We start from the raw sequence: 16,638 nt of genomic DNA, 5'->3' as shown, positions 1-16,638 counted from the left end.
AGATATGGAAAATAAGAGATTTTATATCACAACCCCAATTTATTATCCAAGTGATAAGCTACATATCGGTAATACCTATACAACTGTTGCAGCAGATGCATTGGCAAGATTCAAGAGATTAACAGGATATGATGTAATGTTTTTAACAGGAACAGATGAACACGGACAAAAGATACAAAGAATAGCAGAAAAAAATGGTGTTACTCCTAAAGAATACGTTGATAGGATTGTTGCTTCAATTAAGGAACTTTGGAAGACAATGAACATATCCTATGACAAATTTATAAGAACTACAGATGATTATCACGAAAAGGCAGTTCAATACATATTTAAAAAGCTATATGACAAGGGAGATATATACAAGGGATATTATGAAGGCTGGTACTGCACTCCTTGTGAATCCTTCTTTACAGAAACACAGCTAAAGGATGGTAAGTGTCCAGACTGTGGAAGAGATGTAGAATGGACGAAGGAAGAAGCGTATTTCTTTAAGCTATCTAAATATCAAGATAGATTACTAAAGTATATTGAGGAACATCCAGAATTCATTCAACCTGAAAGTAGAAAGAATGAAATGATAAATAACTTCCTAAAACCAGGACTTGAGGATTTATGCGTGTCAAGAACATCCTTTACTTGGGGAGTACCTGTAGAGTTTGATCCAAAGCACGTTGTATATGTTTGGATAGATGCCCTTGCAAACTACATAACTGCGTTAGGATATGGAAGTGAAGATGATACATTATACAAAAAATATTGGCCTGCAGATGTACATCTTGTAGGAAAGGATATAATAAGATTCCATACAATTATTTGGCCAATAATGCTTATGGCACTTGATTTACCACTACCAAAGCAGGTTTTTGGACACGGATGGCTGCTTGTTGATGGTGGAAAGATGTCAAAGTCAAAGGGAAATGTTGTAGATCCTGTTGTTCTTACAGAGCATTTTGGTGTTGATGCAGTAAGATACTATCTTTTAAGAGAGATACCATTTGGTCAAGATGGACAGTTTACAAATGAAATGTTTATAAAGAGAATAAACTCAGATCTTGCAAATGACCTTGGAAACCTTGTATCAAGAACATTAACAATGGTTGAAAAGTATTTCGATGGAGAAGTTTCAAGAGGACAAGAGGGTCAATATGATGATGAATTAAAGATTCTTGCAGTAGAGACTCCAACAAAAGTTGAAGAGCTTATGAATAAATACAGAATAAGTGATGCAATGGATGAAATATGGAAACTAATTTCAAGAGCAAACAAGTATATAGATGAAACTATGCCTTGGGTTCTTGCAAAGGACGAAAACAGCAAGGATAGACTTAAGGAAGTTTTATACAACCTATCAGAGACAATAAGATTTGTGACTACATTATTACAACCATTTATGCCAGATACAGCAGAAAAAATAAAAAATCAGTTTAACTTTGATGATTTAACTTGGGATTCAATTAAGACATTTGGAAACATTAAAAATGGAACAAGAGTAAAAAGAGGAGAACTTCTATTCCCAAGAATAGATGTTGAAAAGAAGCTTGAGGAACTTGAAAAGTTGAATAAAAAGGAAGAGAAGAAGGAGGAGAAGAAGATGGAACCTATAAAGAGTGAAATTACAATAGATGATTTTTCAAAAATAGATTTAAGGGTTGCTAAGGTTTTAGAGTGTGAAAGAATAGAGGGAGCAGATAAACTTCTAAAGTTAAAGGTTGATTTAGGTGGAGAGCAAAGACAGGTTGTTTCAGGAATTGCAAAACACTTTAAACCAGAAGAGCTTATTGGAAAAAATGTTATATTAGTTGCTAACTTAAAGCCTGTAAAATTAAGAGGAGTAGACTCCTATGGAATGATTTTAGCAGCTTCAACTTCAGATAAAGAAAAGCTTGTTCTTGCTACAGTTGATGGCGATATAGAAACTGGTGCACAGGTTAAGTAAGGAGTGATAGCTTGATATTCGATACACACGCACACTATGACGATGAAGCCTTTAATGAAGATAGAGAAGAGGTTATAGACAAAATAAAGAAAGCAGGTGTTGGACTTGTACTAAATTGTGGTGCAAGTATTGAAGGGTGTTTTAATACAGTAGAACTTGCACAAAAATATGACTTTTTCTATGGTGCAGTTGGTCTTCATCCCCACGAGGCAGAAAAGAAGAATGATTTAAACGTTATTGGGGATTTACTTTCAAAGAATAAGATTGTTGCAGTTGGAGAAATTGGACTTGATTATTACTATCCCCACGATAGAGAAAAACAAAAAAGACTATTTATGGAGCAGATGGATTTAGCAAGGCAGTTAAATAAGCCAGTTGTAATTCACGATAGAGATGCCCACGAGGATACTTTAAAGATTATTAAAGAGTTTAAGGGGGTTACAGGGGTTCTTCACTGTTATTCCGGAAGCTATGAGTTTGCGAAGGAAGTTGTTAAACTTGGGTATTTTTTAGGCTTCACAGGAGTAGTTACCTTTAAAAATGCTAAAAAAACTGTGGAGGTTGTACAAAATATACCCCTTGAATATATTTTAGTTGAAACTGACTGCCCTTATATGGCACCAGAGCCTAATAGGGGAAAAAGAAATGATTCTTCATATTTAATTTATGTAATAGATAAGATTTCAAAGATAAAGGAACTTGATTATAAAAAGGTGGAGGAGACTACATATAAGAATGGTTTAAGGGCTTTTAATCTATAAGCCCTTAAATTAATTTTTTGTAAAAAATAATGAAAAGTGAATAATTGGGTTTTATTTTTTGCAATTTTTGTATATAATATTAACAAGTTGCCTCCGTGCTGGGAATAGAGTGTATAAATGCAATCATTTTTGTTTATAATTTTTTATATAAAATATGCCAAGTATAGGCATTTAAGAATTTTCCAGCTTGGGAAGCTGGGGCATTTGACAAATTATGTCGAAATGTGTATAATGTGATAGTTGTCCCTGGTCCCAATAAGGAGGTGTTAATATGAGCAATATGACCTCTAAGGTAAAGACCAGAATAATAGGTAATCCCAGGTTTCTAGGCATTGTAACCGCCTGTGTAGTTGCCTTTTTAATTCTTTATGTTCAGTCAGAGAAAACAGTAACAATAGTAGATGGTAAAGAAGTAGTTAAGGTGGCTACCTTTAAGGCAAGGGTTAAGGATGTCTTAGTGTCTTGTAATGTTAATGTAGGAGACAAGGATAAGGTTACACCTGGGCTTGACAGTAAAGTAGAAGATGACACTATTATAAATATAAAAAGAGCAGTTCCAGTTACCATCCAGGTTGATGGTAAAGTAATAACAATAAAAACTGCTCAAGACAAGGTAGAAGACGTACTACAAGAAGAAGGTATTGTCCTAAATGAAAAGGACAAAGTATCTCCATCCTTAACATCTAAGGTAGAACAAGGAACCAATATTAAAATAACAAGGGTAGAAGAAAAAATCATAACAAAAACCGAAAGAATACCTTATACTATAGTAAGAAAGGCAAATAATAACCTTGCAAAGGGGACAACCGAAGTTCTACAGGATGGTCAAGATGGAGAGAAGGAAATCATAACAAAGGTAGTATATGAAGATGGGAAAGAAATCTCAAGACAAGTTGTAGCACAAAACGTAAAAAAGGCTCCAGTAAATAAAGTTATAGCATACGGAACACTTGCTTGGATATCAAGAGGTGAGAGCAAGATATTCTATGTTCAAAAGTTTAGAATGAGAGCAACCTGTTATACTTCAAGCTACGAAGATACAGGTAAGATGCCTGGAAGCCCTGGATTTGGAAGAACCGCAACGGGTACAATAGCAAGAAGAGATGAAGATGGCTATAGTACAGTTGCAGTAGACCCTGATGTTATACCACTTGGAACAAAGCTATATATTCCTGGCTATGGATTTGCAATAGCAGAGGACACAGGTGGTGCAATTAAGGGTAAAAAGATTGACCTTTATTTTAATCCAGGAAGCCGTGAATACAGAACCTGGGGAGTTAGATATGTAGATGTTTATGTTTTAAAATAAGGTGGATTTCCACCTTATTTTTTTGTATAATTAATAGGTTGTGTAGAAGTATAATAAAAGAGGTGTTTAATTTGATTAAAGAAGTTATAGTTGTAGAAGGAAGAGATGATTTAATTAAGGTAAAACAGGCAGTTGATGCAGATGTTATAGTTACAAGTGGTTTTGGAATTACAGAAAAAACAATAGAGAGGATAAGGGAAGCACAAAAAACAAGAGGTGTTATAATATTTACTGACCCTGATTATGCAGGAGAGAAGATAAGAAGAACAATATCAGAAAAGGTAAAGGGATGTAAACACGCATATATGCCAAGGGATAGAGCTATTAAAAATGGAGACATAGGAGTTGAGAATGCAAGCATAGAGAGCATAAGGGACGCCTTAAATAAAGTTCAAACAGAGATTGAAAATCCTAAGATAGAGTTTACAATGGAGGATATCATAAAATACGGACTTGCTGATACAGAAAACGCATCTGAACTTAGGGATGAAGTTGGGAAAATTTTAGGAATAGGATATGGAAATGCAAAACAGTTTCTAAATAGATTAAATAGATACGGTATAAAAAGAGAAGATTTTGAAAGAGCTGTATATAGAGCAAAGGAGGGAAAAGAATGAGTCTTGCTTCAAAAACTAAAGATATAGTAAAGCATTTTGAATTTAAATTCAGTAAGAGTTTAGGACAAAACTTTTTAATAGACCAAAATATTCTTAATAAAATTGTTGATTCTGCAGAGCTTGATGAAAATAGTACTGCTATTGAGATAGGGCCTGGTATTGGTGTTTTAACTCAGGAGATGGCAAGAAGATGTAAAAAGGTTATTGCAGTTGAAATAGACGACACGTTGATTCCTATCTTAAATGAAACCTTAGCAAACTTTGAAAACATAAAGATAATACATAATGATGCACTAAAGGTTGATTTTAAAAAGCTTATAGAGGAAGAGGAGTTAGAAAATATTAAGCTTGTTGCAAATTTACCATATTATGTAACAACACCAATATTAACAAAGGTTTTAATGGATAAATTACCTTTAAAATCGATTATAGTTATGATTCAAAAGGAAGTTGCAGATAGGATAGTTGCAAAACCGGGTACAAAGGAATACGGTTCTCTTTCTATATTAGTTCAATACTATTGTGACGTACATAAGGTATGTAAAGTATCAAGAAATTGTTTTGTTCCTCCTCCAAAGGTGGAATCAAGCGTAATAAAGATGGATTTAAGACCTCCAAAATATCACGTAGTGGATGAAGATTTATTTTTTAATGTAGTAAGACAGGCCTTTAATATGAGAAGAAAAACCCTCTTTAATGCTCTAAAGCCAATAGGGCTTAAGGAGGATGAGCTTCACAATGTGTTTATTGAGGCTGATATTGATGAGGCACGAAGAGGAGAGACATTAAGTATTGAGGAGTTTGCTAAACTTTCTAATATAATTTATACAAAACTTAAAAAATAAGGACAATTTTTCGGTTAATGTTCATATACTATAATGATGAACATTAACTGGGAGGTATAAGAGTGTCTGCTAAAAAAAGTTATAGTAGATATTTCATAATATTACAGGAAGAAGATAAGGGTTTTGGAATAGCTATAGATAAGCAGCCAACGGGATATACAAAGATTGAAAACAAGAACGGTAAGTGTAAGATTACTGTTTATGTACAGAATCTTGTTAAAGAAAAGGGCCCATATGTATGTTATCTAATTGATACAACAAAGAATCCACTCTATACAGCAAGGCTTGGAGAGGTGCCTGTTGATGATACAGGGAGAGGAGAAATTTGGTGGGAATATAAGGAGGATAATGTAGCAGATACAGGTCTTAATGTTGATAAGTTTAATGTTTCAACTATAGTTGTAGAGGCAGAACAGACTAATTTTCCACTTGTAGGATATGTGGGAAAAGAAAGGGCAAGTTTTAAGGATAGGTTTGTTGTAAAAAAGAGAACAGTAGAGGAACCTAAAGAAGAGGTTAAAGTTGAAGTTGAAGTTAAAGATGAAGTTGTAGAAAAGGAAGCAGAGAAGTTTATTGAATATGAAAATGAAATAAAGAAAGAAGTTATGAAATTAGAGGAAGTTAAAGAAGATAAAAAAGATGAAGAAGATACTATTTATGATGAGGCAGCACAGGTTGAGCTTATAAGAAATGAGGAGCTAAAAATAAAGAAACAGCAAAAACACGCAAATTATTTCGAGGAGATACTTAGGGATTTTGAAGAGGTAGATGGAATAACTGAAGAGTACTCAAATTGTAGATGGTGGAAGGTTAAGTTAGACTATGATATTAAGTTAAAAGACAATAAATATTATCCTTACTATTGTGCAATATACCATATAAAGATGGCATATCCTTATATTAACTATTTAAAATATTGCAAGAATACAGGATACTACTACTTTGGAATAAAGTATGATAAGGATGGAGAAGTTAAATATCTACTATACGGTATAGAAGGAGAAAATGATGTCAAATCCCAGCCCTATAGTGGTATGACAGGTTTTATTAAGTGGATAAAAGTAAAGGATAAGGGTATGTGGGTTATGACCTATAATCCCTACAATGGCTGTATTATGATTCCTAAACCAAAGGATAAGTAGATTTTGAGCCCCATAGAGGAAAACTCAGATGGGGCTTTTTAAATTTTAAATGGGAGGGGTTTTATGGGTAAAAACAAAATTTTTTTAGTAACGGTTGTATCTATAATAGTTTTTATTTTATCTTTAAATTGGTTGTCAATTTTTAAACTGTACAAGGTAAGTTTAAACTTAAATATAGAGAATTATAAAGAGATTAAAGTAGAAAGGTATGGTATAATATATTATCTACCTGTGAATTTTGAGCATATTGAAATTAATTTTGAAGATAATGAAGTTTTATATCACGCGGATTTTAAATCAAGCGATGGAAGTATAAGAGGAATAGTTGAAGTTTTAAATATAAAAGATTTAGAAACATATTTGGAAAATTCCAAAAAAAGTGCTACTGGAGTAGTTGATTTTAAGTTTTTTAATATTTACAATAAGAAGGTAGCAAATAAAGATGGATATTTACTTGAATATGTAAGAAGGGGAAATGACAATAAATACTATAGGGTTTACGAATATTTTGTTAAGACTAATAAGGGATATGTATTTAGGATGAGCTTTTTTATAAGGGATGAAATTTTTAATGATAAGTTTTATAATCTATTTGAGGAGATAGTGAATAAAACTTTAATTAAATGAGGTGGATTATGGATAAAAAACAAAAGATATTTTTGATAAAAAAAAGAGTTAAATTTGTACTTATTGCTTCTTTTATATCAATTGTTGTACTATCTGCTATTTCTATCATATATGCACTGATAAGAAATAAGGATATATTTAAAAATATTTATACTACGCTATATTACTTTGGTGGCTTTAGTATGATTTTAGCTATACCTCAACTCTATAAAAGAAACGAAGATGCAAAACTTAGAAGGATTAGAAGACAAAGCCCACTTTATGGTTTTTATGATATGAAGGAAAATCCATATACTGAGGAGGCAATGGAGGAGGCCTTTGAGGAATTTAGGGAGGATGGCTTTTATACAGGTATATCAATTTTTTTATATTCTGGTATAATTTTATTAATAGCGTTTTTATTAGAAAAGGTTTATATGCTAAGGGGGTAAGGTGTTATGCATCCAATATTATTTAGAATAGGAAATATAACAATATATAGCTATGGTTTTATGATAGCTGTTGGTATTCTTTCGGCAGTTATTATTAGTATGTATAGGGCAAGAAGGGTTGGAATAAGTGATGATGTGGTACTTGATATTGCAATCTTTGGGGTTTTAGGAGGGGTAATTGGTGCTAAGCTTCTATTTATAATAGCAGAAGCACCTTATGTAATAAAAAATCCTGTTGTGCTTAAGGATATGATTAAGGGTGGATTTGTAGTTTATGGAGGTTTAATAGGTGGAGTTTTAGCAGCATATATATACTGCAGAAAAAAGAAGGTTGATTTTTTAAAAATGTTTGATGTTGCAGCACCAGCAATTGCAGTAGCACAAGGTCTTGGAAGAATAGGATGTTTTTCAGCAGGCTGCTGTTATGGTAAAGAAACAACAAGTCCATTTGGAGTAGTATTTAAAAACTCGCCCTTTGCACCAAATGGGGTAAGACTTATACCTACACAGTTAATTTCAAGCTTAGGAAACTTTTTAATTGCAGCAGTGCTATTTTATTTTTCTAAAAAGGCAAAACATAACGGTCAAGTAGCTGGTCTTTATATGATTCTATATAGTGTAGGAAGATTTATTGTTGAGTTTTTAAGAGACGACCCAAGAGGAAATGTATTGTTTTTATCAACATCACAATTTATTTGTATATTTGTGTTTATAATCGGAGTTTTTGTATATAATATTCACAAGTTAAAAAGAAGTTAGGGTGATACAGTGATGATGATATATGAGCTTAAAAATGGAAAAAAGCTTGGTATAAGACGTGCTGAAGAGAGGGATGCAAAGGAATTAGTGGCAATGTACAATAGGTTAGGCACAGAGTCAGACAATTTAACCTTTGGTATGGATGATTATTATCTAAATTATGATCAAGAGAAAAGTTTAATATACAGTTTAAATAGCAGAGAAAACTGCCTATATATCGTTGCAATTTTAGATGGTAAGATTATAGGAAATTTAAGCTTTGTTGCATCACAAAGGAAAAGGCTTATGCATAGAGGAGAATTAGGAATTGCTGTTCTTAAGGATTATTGGAATATAGGGGTTGGAAACAGCCTTATGGATTATTTCTTTAAATGGGCTCAAAGCACAGAGAAAATTAAAAAGGTAGAATTACAGGTGAGAGATGACAATATGCCTGCAATCAGTCTATACCTTAAATGGGGCTTTAAATTTGAGGGTAAAATATCACGGGGTGTAATGGTTAATGGAAAATATTATGATTTGTACTATATGGGAAGAACTATAGGATGGTGATAGTGTGAAAAAAATTTTAACATTTATTTTAGCCCTATGCATAGGTCTGACTACTTCCTGCAGTACTTTTAAACATATAAATCCCAAGATAGAGGGTAAAATTAAAAAAGAAACTAAGTACGAAAGGATTATTATAACAAGTACAAGGCTTGCAGGAAGATATACAATGTTTGATGCTTCTTCAATAAAAAGATTTTTAAATAAAATATACGAAGCAAAGGATTTATCAGCAGAAACAAATTTTGAACCAGATTTTTATATTGAATTTTATGACTCAAACAAAAAAGTAGCAACCTTCAAATATATTGCAGGAATAACGGACGAGACACAGCCTAATTTGATTGATGAGGATGGAAATAGATATTATGTAGATGATAGTATAGAGGATGAATTTATAAAAAGAATAATGAAAAAAGAGATGTTTAAAGGGGCAAAGGAATATTACGTTTCGCTATTAGATGATGTAATAGAGAGGATACCTAAAAAAGGAATTGGAAATAATAAAGTTTTTATTGATATAGACAAGGATTATATGGTTACAAAATATCTTACAAGTGTTGATATGTTTAATATTTTTGATTCCATAAAAAATAATTCTGTTGAAATAGTCGATAGCATAGATAATGCTGATTACGTTGTTACAATAGTTACAAACACATATAATGATACTAAGGTTGTAGCAAATGTTGTAATAAAGAATAAAAATAATGTGGTTCAAAGGCTTTTATATGAAGGAAATAGAGTAGGAGATAAAATAACATATTTTATTAAGAATAAGTAAAATAATAGCTTCATATCTATAGATATGAAGCTATTATTTTTGTAGGTGGTGTTATGAAGTATTTTAAAGTATTTGTAATTACAACTATTATTGCAGTTACAGTTTTATCTATTCTCTATCTTAACAAGATAGCAAAAAGAGTACAGGAGTACACATTTGCAGGAGGGGACAGTTTTAATATTGTACTCTATACAACAAGTGATAATAGGTTTAGTGACGGAAGTATAAAGGAACTTTTAGACTACATAGAAACTTCACAGAATGGATTGGGGGTAAAATTTATTAATTTAGGTTATGTAGGTGATAAGAAGACATTAGAAAGAAAGATAGATAGCATAACAAAAGGGAATGGAAGGCATATTATTTTAGAAATATGTGTGAATGACAAAATGGTAAATAAGGATACTATACTTTTAAGAGTAGAAAAAAATGAAAACTATGATAGTAATATAAATTATGCAAATAAAATAAGAGACATTTTAAATAAGGATAGGGTAAATATTTTAGGTGAGAGCAAATGTTATGTTCAGGAATTTGGTGATAAGGCACTTAGGATAGAAATTAGCAGTAAAAACACAATAAATGATGCAAAGAAATTAATTGATAAGGTAATGTATGCAATATATAAAACAATAACTGATGGAGAAATATAAACAGATATTTTTTTATTTAAAAAAATTAGGAAGTTTGAAGAAGTTACAGGCTGTTGAAAAAGTTATATATTGATTAGCCCCATGAAGGATTTCTTGGGCATCGATTCATTTCGCTAAGCAATTCTAAGCCTTTCTTTGNTTGAAAAAGTCCTACCCTCGCGATGCCATCGTCCTGATGGCCGCTCGGCTCGGCACGTCCTGTGCCGAATTACGGACTTTTCCAAAGTCGAAAAGCTAAGAATTGCTAAAGCTCACGAAAGAGCCCATTGAAATCCATTCATGGGGCTTTTTCATACTTTAGCTAACAATTAGGTTTGTCAACAATCTGGAAGTTTAAAGAACTTATTGTAGGTTTGCCCAATGAAGGATTTAAAGGTATTCTTCATTGGGCCTTTTAAGTAATAATTAATATTGTAAATATAGTATAATAATGTTAAAATATTTCGTAAGCGAAATATTTTAACTTGAAGGGATGATTAGATGACAAACAAAAAGATAATAATTATATTTGAACTATTTAGAAATATAAACAGGGCTATAAACAAAAGAATTGATTGCAGGCTTGGGTGTTTAAGGTTTAATCCTACAGACATTTATATAATGATACAACTTATAAATGGTGAGAAGAAAACATTAAAGGAGCTCAGTATAGGGATTGGTCTTGCCAATAGTACGGTGTCTGAGGCTGTAGATAGGCTTGAGAAGGAGGGATTGGTTAAAAGAGAGAGGGATACTGTTGATAAAAGAAGGGTTTTTATATATGCAACAGAAAAGGCATTTTCATATAAAAAGGAGTTTGAAGATAAAAATTTAAAAATTCTACAGGACATTTTAAAGGATATATCTGATGAGGATTTAAACTGTATTTTAAACGGGTTAACAAAATTAAATGATATTGTAAAGGAGAGAAGTGAGGTATGAAGAAGAAGGGGTTATTTATAACACTAATTGTTATTGCAGTTTTTGTACTCTCTATTTTTGCTCTAAAAAAGGGAGCACAAAAACCAATTGAGGTTAAGACAGCAAAGGCAGAAGTAGGGGATATTGTTGCAAGTTTTTCAAGTAGTGGAGTGGTTGAATCTAAAAACAAGAAGGAATATTATGCACTAAATACTGGTAAAGTACTTAAGGTATATGTAAAGGAATCTGACAAGGTTAAAAAGGGAGATATACTTGTCGAGTTTGAAGTTCAGGATATGTCTAATCAGTTGAAAACTGCACAGCTTCAATATGAAAATGCAAAAATTCAGCTTGAAAATTTAAAAAAACAAAAGGCAAATGCAACAGTTACATTGCCACAATCTCAATCCTTATCAATAGACGATCAAATTAAGCTACAGGAAAATCAAGTTGAGATGGCTAAAATAAATGTTGAAAATATAAAGCAGACAATATCAAAACAGCAAAAATACATAAGGGCGGATTATGACGGTATTGTAACTCAAATAAATGTAAAAGAAGGAGCACCTGCACCTATGCAACTTCCAGCACTAATAGTTGAAGATTTAAGCAATTTAAGAGTATTAGTAAACATAAATCAATATGATGTAAACAAGATTAAAGAAGGTCAAGAGGCCTATGTAAAATTCCTTGAAAATACACTTAAGGGAAGGGTTGCATCAATTAGTAAATCAGCAACAAAGACAATGTCTGCCTCAGGAAGCGATACTATTGTAAAGGCCTACGTTGACTTAATAGATACTACAGATGCAATAAAACCAAACTTTGATGTTGATGTTGAGATAAAAATTTCTGAAAAAAAGGGTGTGTTAAAGATACCAAATGAAGCACTAATTCAAGATAAGGAAAATAGGGTAAGAGTCTTTGTAGTAGAGAATGGAATTGCTAAAAATGTGGATATCAAGATAGGACTTCAAAATGATTTTGAGGCTGAGGTTATAAGTGGATTAAAGGAAGGAGACAGGGTAATTTTAAATCCTCCAGCAACATTAAAGGATGGAGTAAAGGTTATGGATAAGGATGTGAAAAGATGATAGAGATTGTTGAACTTAGAAAATCCTACAAACTTTTATCTGAAGACATAGAAGTATTAAAGGGGGTAAATTTGAGAATAGACAAGGGAGAGTATGTTGCAATAATGGGGCCATCAGGTTCAGGAAAATCAACTTTAATGAATATATTAGGGTGCTTAGATAGACCAAGTGCGGGTAAATATGTACTAAATGGTAGCGACGTTTCAAAATTAAATGACAATGAACTTGCAAAGATAAGAAACAGAGAAATAGGATTTGTTTTTCAAGCCTTTAATCTTTTGCCAAGGTTATCTGCCCTTGAAAATGTTGAACTGCCTTTAATATATGCAGGAGTTAAGCTTTCAGAAAGAAGAAGGAGGGCTATGGAAGCATTAGATAGGGTAGGTTTATCGGACAGAATGCATCACAAACCAAATGAACTATCAGGTGGGCAAAGGCAGAGGGTCGCAATTGCAAGGGCAATAGTTACAAACCCTTCTGTACTTATGGCAGATGAACCAACAGGGAATTTAGATTCTAAGTCAAGTGAAGAAATAATGAAGATATTTCAAAACTTAAACGAAGAAGGCTCTACTATCGTAATGGTTACCCACGAAAATGATATTGCAAACCATACAAAAAGGATAGTAAGAATTAAAGATGGCTTGATTTTAAATGATAAACAGGTTGAAAATAGAACGTACTATAGGTAGGTGAAAATATGAACATTTTAGAGAGCCTAAAGGTTGCAATAGAAAGTGTACTTGCAAATAAAATGAGGTCGTTTCTTACAATGCTTGGTATAATAATAGGCATTTCATCGGTAATTACAATTGTTGCAATAGGTAAGGGTGGACAGAAGAAGATAACATCAGAATTTGAAGATATAGGGGTAAATGTTCTTGAGGTTAAGGTTGATAATAACACTCAGCTTTCTACTAAAGACTACTTTACTTTAGATGACGTAAAGGAGATAAAGAATAAAATAGATGAGGTTAAAAATGTTGCCCCTCTTGTTCAAAGGCCTGTAACTGCAAAGTTTGAAAAGGCAACAAAGAGGGCTATACTTATGGGAACGACAAACGACTATTCATCTATATTTACAGTAGATATACTCTATGGTAGGTTTATAAATGAAAGGGATACTCTACTTGGAAGAAATGTTGTTGTAATTGATAATGTAAGTGCTAAAAATATATTTGGATATGAGGATTGCGTTGGAAAAACTGTTAGGCTTGGAAGTAGAGATAATTTAATAAATGCTGTAATAGTTGGGGTTTATAAAAATGAAGGAGGGGCCTTTGCAGCAGCCTTTGGTGGTAATATGCCTGTAATTGCATATGTCCCAATAAGTTTTATGCAAAAATTGATCCCTAATGAATTTAACATAACACAAATGCAGGTTTTGGTATCGGATTCTAAAAACTCAGAGACTGTAGCAAACAACATTATAAAATTAGTTGAATCAAGACACTTTAACAAAGGAAAATACAAGGCTGAAAATATGGTTAAGCAGATTGATCAGGTTAATAATATAATAAACATATTTACAATGATAATAGGGGCAATTGCAGGAATCTCCTTAGTAGTTGGTGGAATAGGCGTTATGAATATAATGCTTGTTTCAGTAACAGAAAGAACAAGGGAGATTGGGATAAGAAAGGCAATTGGTGCTACACGACGTGATATACTCATTCAGTTCTTGATTGAGTCGTTAATTTTATCTTTAATAGGTGGAATAATAGGAATGATGCTTGGAACTTTATTTGCCTATGCAATAGGTGTATTTTTGAAGATTGAACCTACAGTATCCATTTCAACTGTTTTAATAGCCTTTCTATTTTCATCTGCTGTTGGCATATTCTTTGGTATATATCCAGCCAACAAGGCAGCAAAGCTTGATCCGATTGAAGCATTAAGATACGAATAAAAAAATGCGGCACTTATACTTTAATTAAGTGCCACATTTTTTATCTTCTAAAAAGGCTCTTTAGTTTATCTAAAAGGCTCTTTTCTTTTTTATCAAAATAAGATGAATACCAATCTAAAACTAAATCCCTTAAAACTGTTTCGCGTCCTTTATATAGCTTTTTTAAAGATTCATCCCACATTGATCTTGGGTCTAAGGTTACTATTTTTCTTTTAAATTTGTCTATATCATCACAGTAGGAAAAAATAAGGGCATTTTTAATTTTTTCTTTAAATTCATCCCCTATTTCAAGTCTTTGGCTAAGTAATAATTCAATATCCTCCTGTTCAATATTGTTTCCTGTCTGTTCAATACCATATAGTATTCTTCCTATAAAAAATTTTTCTGGTGTTGAAAGCCTGCTCATAAAATCCTCCTTACAAATAAAATCCCTATGTATATTTTAGGATAGAAAGGGTAAAAAGTAAATTATGTGGTAATAATAAAAGGGAGGAGGGATGTTAAAATGAAGGCAGTTGTTGATAAGGACGCTTGTATAGGCTGTGGATTGTGTCCATCCATTGCACCAGATGTATTTGAAATGGGAGATGATGGTAAGGCTCACGTAATAACATCAACTGTTCCAGCAGGTTCAGAGGATGCCGCAAAGGAATCAGAAGATAGCTGCCCAGTAAATGCTATAACTGTACAATAAGGTGGCATAAGCCACCTTATATTATGTCTGAAAAATATTTTTCTGAATACTCAACTTTTCTATACTGATCCAGTATTTTAACATTTTTAGCATTTCTAATTATTAATGTGTACCCGGTCATATTATCTTTATTTACAATATGTATATCTCCATTTAACATTTTAGAAAATTCCTTTGCGATATATAGCCCTATTCCTAATCCTTCTGTTGTAGGAAGTTTTGTATTTTTTGACTTATAGAATTTTTCGAATATCTTATCCTTTTCTTCTTCACTAATTGGAGGGCCATCATTTAATATTGTTAATTTTAATGAGTCTGCTATATCAAGTTTAATACAAATATTTCCACCGTAATCTGCATATTTAATAGAGTTTGATATTAAATTTAAAACTATTTGAGTAAAGAGTCTCTTATCTGTTACAAAATTTCTTTTATTGGAAAACTCAAAGGATACATCAAGGCTTTTCTTATCAAGTACATCCTCTGCCATTTCAATAATTTCATCTATAATAAAAACTATATCTTCTTCTGTATATTCTGTTTCTATATTTCCATTTTCAATTTCATTGTATATTATAAGGTTTTCTGATATTTTATTAAGCCTATATGCATTGTTTTCAATTGATGATATATATTTAGCATATTCTTGAGGATTTTTGCATATTAATTTAGAGGCGTTTAAAATTACATTTACAGGTGTTCTAAGTTCGTGGGAAAGATTTATTAAAAAGTCTGTTTTTATGTTATTTGCTTCGTTTAATTCTTCATAGGGTTTCTTTATATTACTCATAATAAAGGTTTTTACTAAAAACAAAAAGGATATAAATTTAAATAAGTGTGCAGATGTAGAAAAAATATCATTTGGGTATATATTAAAAGTTATTGTGTATTTGGAAATTAATGCAAATATTATAGAATTTAGTGAGTTAATATTGTGTATATCTGGGTTTATAATATAGTTTTTAGAAGAGAACATTAATGCAAAAAAATAATAAATAAAAACAGCTAAATCCATTAGTCTATAAAACATAAAATTTTCTTTAGTGTAGTTTAGAAAAGTACTATAGGAACTATTTTTTATCAATAAGTAAAAAACTAAAGATGATGTTGTAAAAATCAAAGGAATATAGCAAAAATGCCTTCTATTCTTTGCGAGATGACTATCGGGTATAGTATTAAGTAGAATAATAGATATACCTAAAAGCATATATGTCATATTTGCAAAAACAATACTTATACCCCAGCTATTTCTTTCTATAGCAAAATAAATATGAAGTATGTTAATTAGTGCTATAGAGAAAAAAATAGAAGAGGGTATAACATATTTTTGCCTTTTTTCATAAGGGAATGAATACAATCCTATATAAAATATTGTAAAGCAAATCATCGAAATGATAGATTCAATTCCAATATGAATGAAATCATAGGTACTGCGTTCTATTAATATAGGATCTAATTTTGAAAGGTAGTAGAAGGTTATTAAAATCAAAAAAGTTATAAACAAATTTATACCAATAACTACTTTATTTCTCATTATTTTATCCCCCCAGCAAATCAAGATTTTATCATATGTATATATAAATTTCTACAATTTGTCGAACGATTACATAAAGTTACAATATTAGACA

General features: G+C 31.7%; 19 protein-coding genes. 17 read left to right on the top strand and 2 right to left on the bottom strand.

The window, feature by feature from the left end; translation table 11 throughout:
- Positions 1–4: 4 nt before the first annotated feature.
- The 16 genes from metG to A3M9_RS0112475 all read left to right on the top strand — a co-directional run bounded on the left by metG (position 5) and on the right by A3M9_RS0112475 (position 14,316).
- A complete protein-coding gene (gene metG / locus A3M9_RS0112550; protein WP_027309482.1) occupies positions 5–1,936 on the top strand; it encodes a methionine--tRNA ligase in 1,932 nt (643 codons plus the stop codon).
- 11 nt (positions 1,937–1,947) lie between these two features.
- Complete coding sequence (locus A3M9_RS0112545) at positions 1,948–2,697, top strand: TatD family hydrolase (protein WP_027309481.1); 750 nt, start codon at positions 1,948–1,950, stop codon at positions 2,695–2,697.
- A gap of 271 nt (positions 2,698–2,968) precedes the next feature.
- Positions 2,969–4,006, top strand: coding sequence for a 3D domain-containing protein (locus tag A3M9_RS15040; RefSeq protein ID WP_051350746.1), 1,038 nt, complete (start codon positions 2,969–2,971; stop codon positions 4,004–4,006).
- A gap of 71 nt (positions 4,007–4,077) precedes the next feature.
- Positions 4,078–4,623, top strand: a complete 546-nt coding sequence (gene rnmV, locus A3M9_RS0112535) for a ribonuclease M5 (RefSeq protein WP_027309479.1) — start codon at positions 4,078–4,080, stop codon at positions 4,621–4,623.
- Positions 4,620–5,468: a 16S rRNA (adenine(1518)-N(6)/adenine(1519)-N(6))-dimethyltransferase RsmA gene (gene rsmA / locus A3M9_RS0112530; RefSeq protein ID WP_027309478.1), complete on the top strand. Its 849-nt coding sequence runs from the start codon at positions 4,620–4,622 to the stop codon at positions 5,466–5,468. The genes rnmV and rsmA overlap by 4 nt, the downstream gene beginning before the upstream one ends.
- A gap of 62 nt (positions 5,469–5,530) precedes the next feature.
- Positions 5,531–6,610: a hypothetical protein gene (locus tag A3M9_RS0112525; RefSeq protein ID WP_027309477.1), complete on the top strand. Its 1,080-nt coding sequence runs from the start codon at positions 5,531–5,533 to the stop codon at positions 6,608–6,610.
- 63 nt (positions 6,611–6,673) lie between these two features.
- Positions 6,674–7,237, top strand: coding sequence for a hypothetical protein (locus A3M9_RS14320; RefSeq protein WP_051350745.1), 564 nt, complete (start codon positions 6,674–6,676; stop codon positions 7,235–7,237).
- An 8-nt stretch (positions 7,238–7,245) separates the two neighbouring features.
- Positions 7,246–7,668 (top strand): hypothetical protein, encoded by a 423-nt coding sequence (locus A3M9_RS0112515; protein WP_027309476.1) that lies wholly within the window; start codon positions 7,246–7,248, stop codon positions 7,666–7,668.
- A 6-nt stretch (positions 7,669–7,674) separates the two neighbouring features.
- Positions 7,675–8,427: a prolipoprotein diacylglyceryl transferase gene (locus A3M9_RS0112510; protein ID WP_027309475.1), complete on the top strand. Its 753-nt coding sequence runs from the start codon at positions 7,675–7,677 to the stop codon at positions 8,425–8,427.
- Between the two features lie 12 nt (positions 8,428–8,439).
- Entirely contained in the window at positions 8,440–8,979 is a 540-nt protein-coding gene (locus tag A3M9_RS0112505; protein ID WP_027309474.1) for a GNAT family N-acetyltransferase, read from the top strand.
- A 4-nt stretch (positions 8,980–8,983) separates the two neighbouring features.
- On the top strand, positions 8,984–9,760 hold the full coding sequence (locus tag A3M9_RS0112500) for a hypothetical protein (protein WP_027309473.1): 777 nt from the start codon (positions 8,984–8,986) through the stop codon (positions 9,758–9,760).
- Positions 9,761–9,813: 53 nt separating this feature from the next.
- Entirely contained in the window at positions 9,814–10,413 is a 600-nt protein-coding gene (locus A3M9_RS0112495; protein WP_027309472.1) for a hypothetical protein, read from the top strand.
- Between the two features lie 480 nt (positions 10,414–10,893).
- On the top strand, positions 10,894–11,334 hold the full coding sequence (locus A3M9_RS0112490; protein ID WP_027309471.1) for a MarR family winged helix-turn-helix transcriptional regulator: 441 nt from the start codon (positions 10,894–10,896) through the stop codon (positions 11,332–11,334).
- On the top strand, positions 11,331–12,407 hold the full coding sequence (locus A3M9_RS0112485) for an efflux RND transporter periplasmic adaptor subunit (protein ID WP_027309470.1): 1,077 nt from the start codon (positions 11,331–11,333) through the stop codon (positions 12,405–12,407). The genes A3M9_RS0112490 and A3M9_RS0112485 overlap by 4 nt, the downstream gene beginning before the upstream one ends.
- Positions 12,404–13,099 carry an ABC transporter ATP-binding protein gene (locus A3M9_RS0112480; protein ID WP_027309469.1) on the top strand — a complete coding sequence of 232 codons (696 nt, stop codon included), beginning with the start codon at positions 12,404–12,406 and terminating at the stop codon, positions 13,097–13,099. Before A3M9_RS0112485 ends, A3M9_RS0112480 begins: the two co-directional genes overlap by 4 nt.
- Positions 13,100–13,107: 8 nt before the next feature.
- Complete coding sequence (locus A3M9_RS0112475) at positions 13,108–14,316, top strand: ABC transporter permease (protein ID WP_027309468.1); 1,209 nt, start codon at positions 13,108–13,110, stop codon at positions 14,314–14,316.
- Positions 14,317–14,356: 40 nt separating this feature from the next.
- On the opposite strand, the gene A3M9_RS0112470 is transcribed toward A3M9_RS0112475, so the two are convergent.
- Positions 14,357–14,722 (bottom strand): hypothetical protein, encoded by a 366-nt coding sequence (locus A3M9_RS0112470; protein ID WP_027309467.1) that lies wholly within the window; start codon positions 14,720–14,722, stop codon positions 14,357–14,359.
- A 99-nt stretch (positions 14,723–14,821) separates the two neighbouring features.
- Between A3M9_RS0112470 and A3M9_RS0112465 the strand changes: the two genes are divergently transcribed.
- Positions 14,822–15,010, top strand: a complete 189-nt coding sequence (locus tag A3M9_RS0112465; protein ID WP_027309466.1) for a ferredoxin — start codon at positions 14,822–14,824, stop codon at positions 15,008–15,010.
- A gap of 16 nt (positions 15,011–15,026) precedes the next feature.
- Here the strand turns inward: A3M9_RS0112465 and A3M9_RS0112460 are convergent, their stop codons facing one another.
- Entirely contained in the window at positions 15,027–16,544 is a 1,518-nt protein-coding gene (locus A3M9_RS0112460; RefSeq protein WP_027309465.1) for an ATP-binding protein, read from the bottom strand.
- Between the last annotated feature and the right edge of the window lie 94 nt (positions 16,545–16,638).

Source organism: Caloramator sp. ALD01, from assembly GCF_000472625.1.
Taxonomy (GTDB): Bacteria; Bacillota; Clostridia; order Clostridiales; family Caloramatoraceae; genus Thermobrachium; species Thermobrachium proteoclasticum.
Note: the sequence above shows the minus strand (reverse complement) of the source record. Positions and strands in the feature narration are given on the sequence as shown.

What these genes read in the sequence shown, in the direction of transcription:
- metG (WP_027309482.1), top strand. Translation starts at nt 5, where the DNA reads ATGGAAAATAAGAGATTTTATATCACAACCCCAATTTATTATCCAAGT.
- A3M9_RS0112510 (WP_027309475.1), top strand. Translation starts at nt 7,675, where the DNA reads ATGCATCCAATATTATTTAGAATAGGAAATATAACAATATATAGCTAT.
- A3M9_RS0112475 (WP_027309468.1), top strand. Translation starts at nt 13,108, where the DNA reads ATGAACATTTTAGAGAGCCTAAAGGTTGCAATAGAAAGTGTACTTGCA.
- rsmA (WP_027309478.1), top strand. Translation starts at nt 4,620, where the DNA reads ATGAGTCTTGCTTCAAAAACTAAAGATATAGTAAAGCATTTTGAATTT.
- A3M9_RS15040 (WP_051350746.1), top strand. Translation starts at nt 2,969, where the DNA reads ATGAGCAATATGACCTCTAAGGTAAAGACCAGAATAATAGGTAATCCC.
- A3M9_RS0112485 (WP_027309470.1), top strand. Translation starts at nt 11,331, where the DNA reads ATGAAGAAGAAGGGGTTATTTATAACACTAATTGTTATTGCAGTTTTT.
- A3M9_RS0112495 (WP_027309472.1), top strand. Translation starts at nt 9,814, where the DNA reads ATGAAGTATTTTAAAGTATTTGTAATTACAACTATTATTGCAGTTACA.
- A3M9_RS0112505 (WP_027309474.1), top strand. Translation starts at nt 8,440, where the DNA reads ATGATGATATATGAGCTTAAAAATGGAAAAAAGCTTGGTATAAGACGT.
- A3M9_RS0112460 (WP_027309465.1), bottom strand. Translation starts at nt 16,544, where the DNA reads ATGAGAAATAAAGTAGTTATTGGTATAAATTTGTTTATAACTTTTTTG.
- A3M9_RS0112515 (WP_027309476.1), top strand. Translation starts at nt 7,246, where the DNA reads ATGGATAAAAAACAAAAGATATTTTTGATAAAAAAAAGAGTTAAATTT.
- A3M9_RS0112465 (WP_027309466.1), top strand. Translation starts at nt 14,822, where the DNA reads ATGAAGGCAGTTGTTGATAAGGACGCTTGTATAGGCTGTGGATTGTGT.
- A3M9_RS0112480 (WP_027309469.1), top strand. Translation starts at nt 12,404, where the DNA reads ATGATAGAGATTGTTGAACTTAGAAAATCCTACAAACTTTTATCTGAA.
- A3M9_RS0112490 (WP_027309471.1), top strand. Translation starts at nt 10,894, where the DNA reads ATGACAAACAAAAAGATAATAATTATATTTGAACTATTTAGAAATATA.
- A3M9_RS14320 (WP_051350745.1), top strand. Translation starts at nt 6,674, where the DNA reads ATGGGTAAAAACAAAATTTTTTTAGTAACGGTTGTATCTATAATAGTT.
- A3M9_RS0112470 (WP_027309467.1), bottom strand. Translation starts at nt 14,722, where the DNA reads ATGAGCAGGCTTTCAACACCAGAAAAATTTTTTATAGGAAGAATACTA.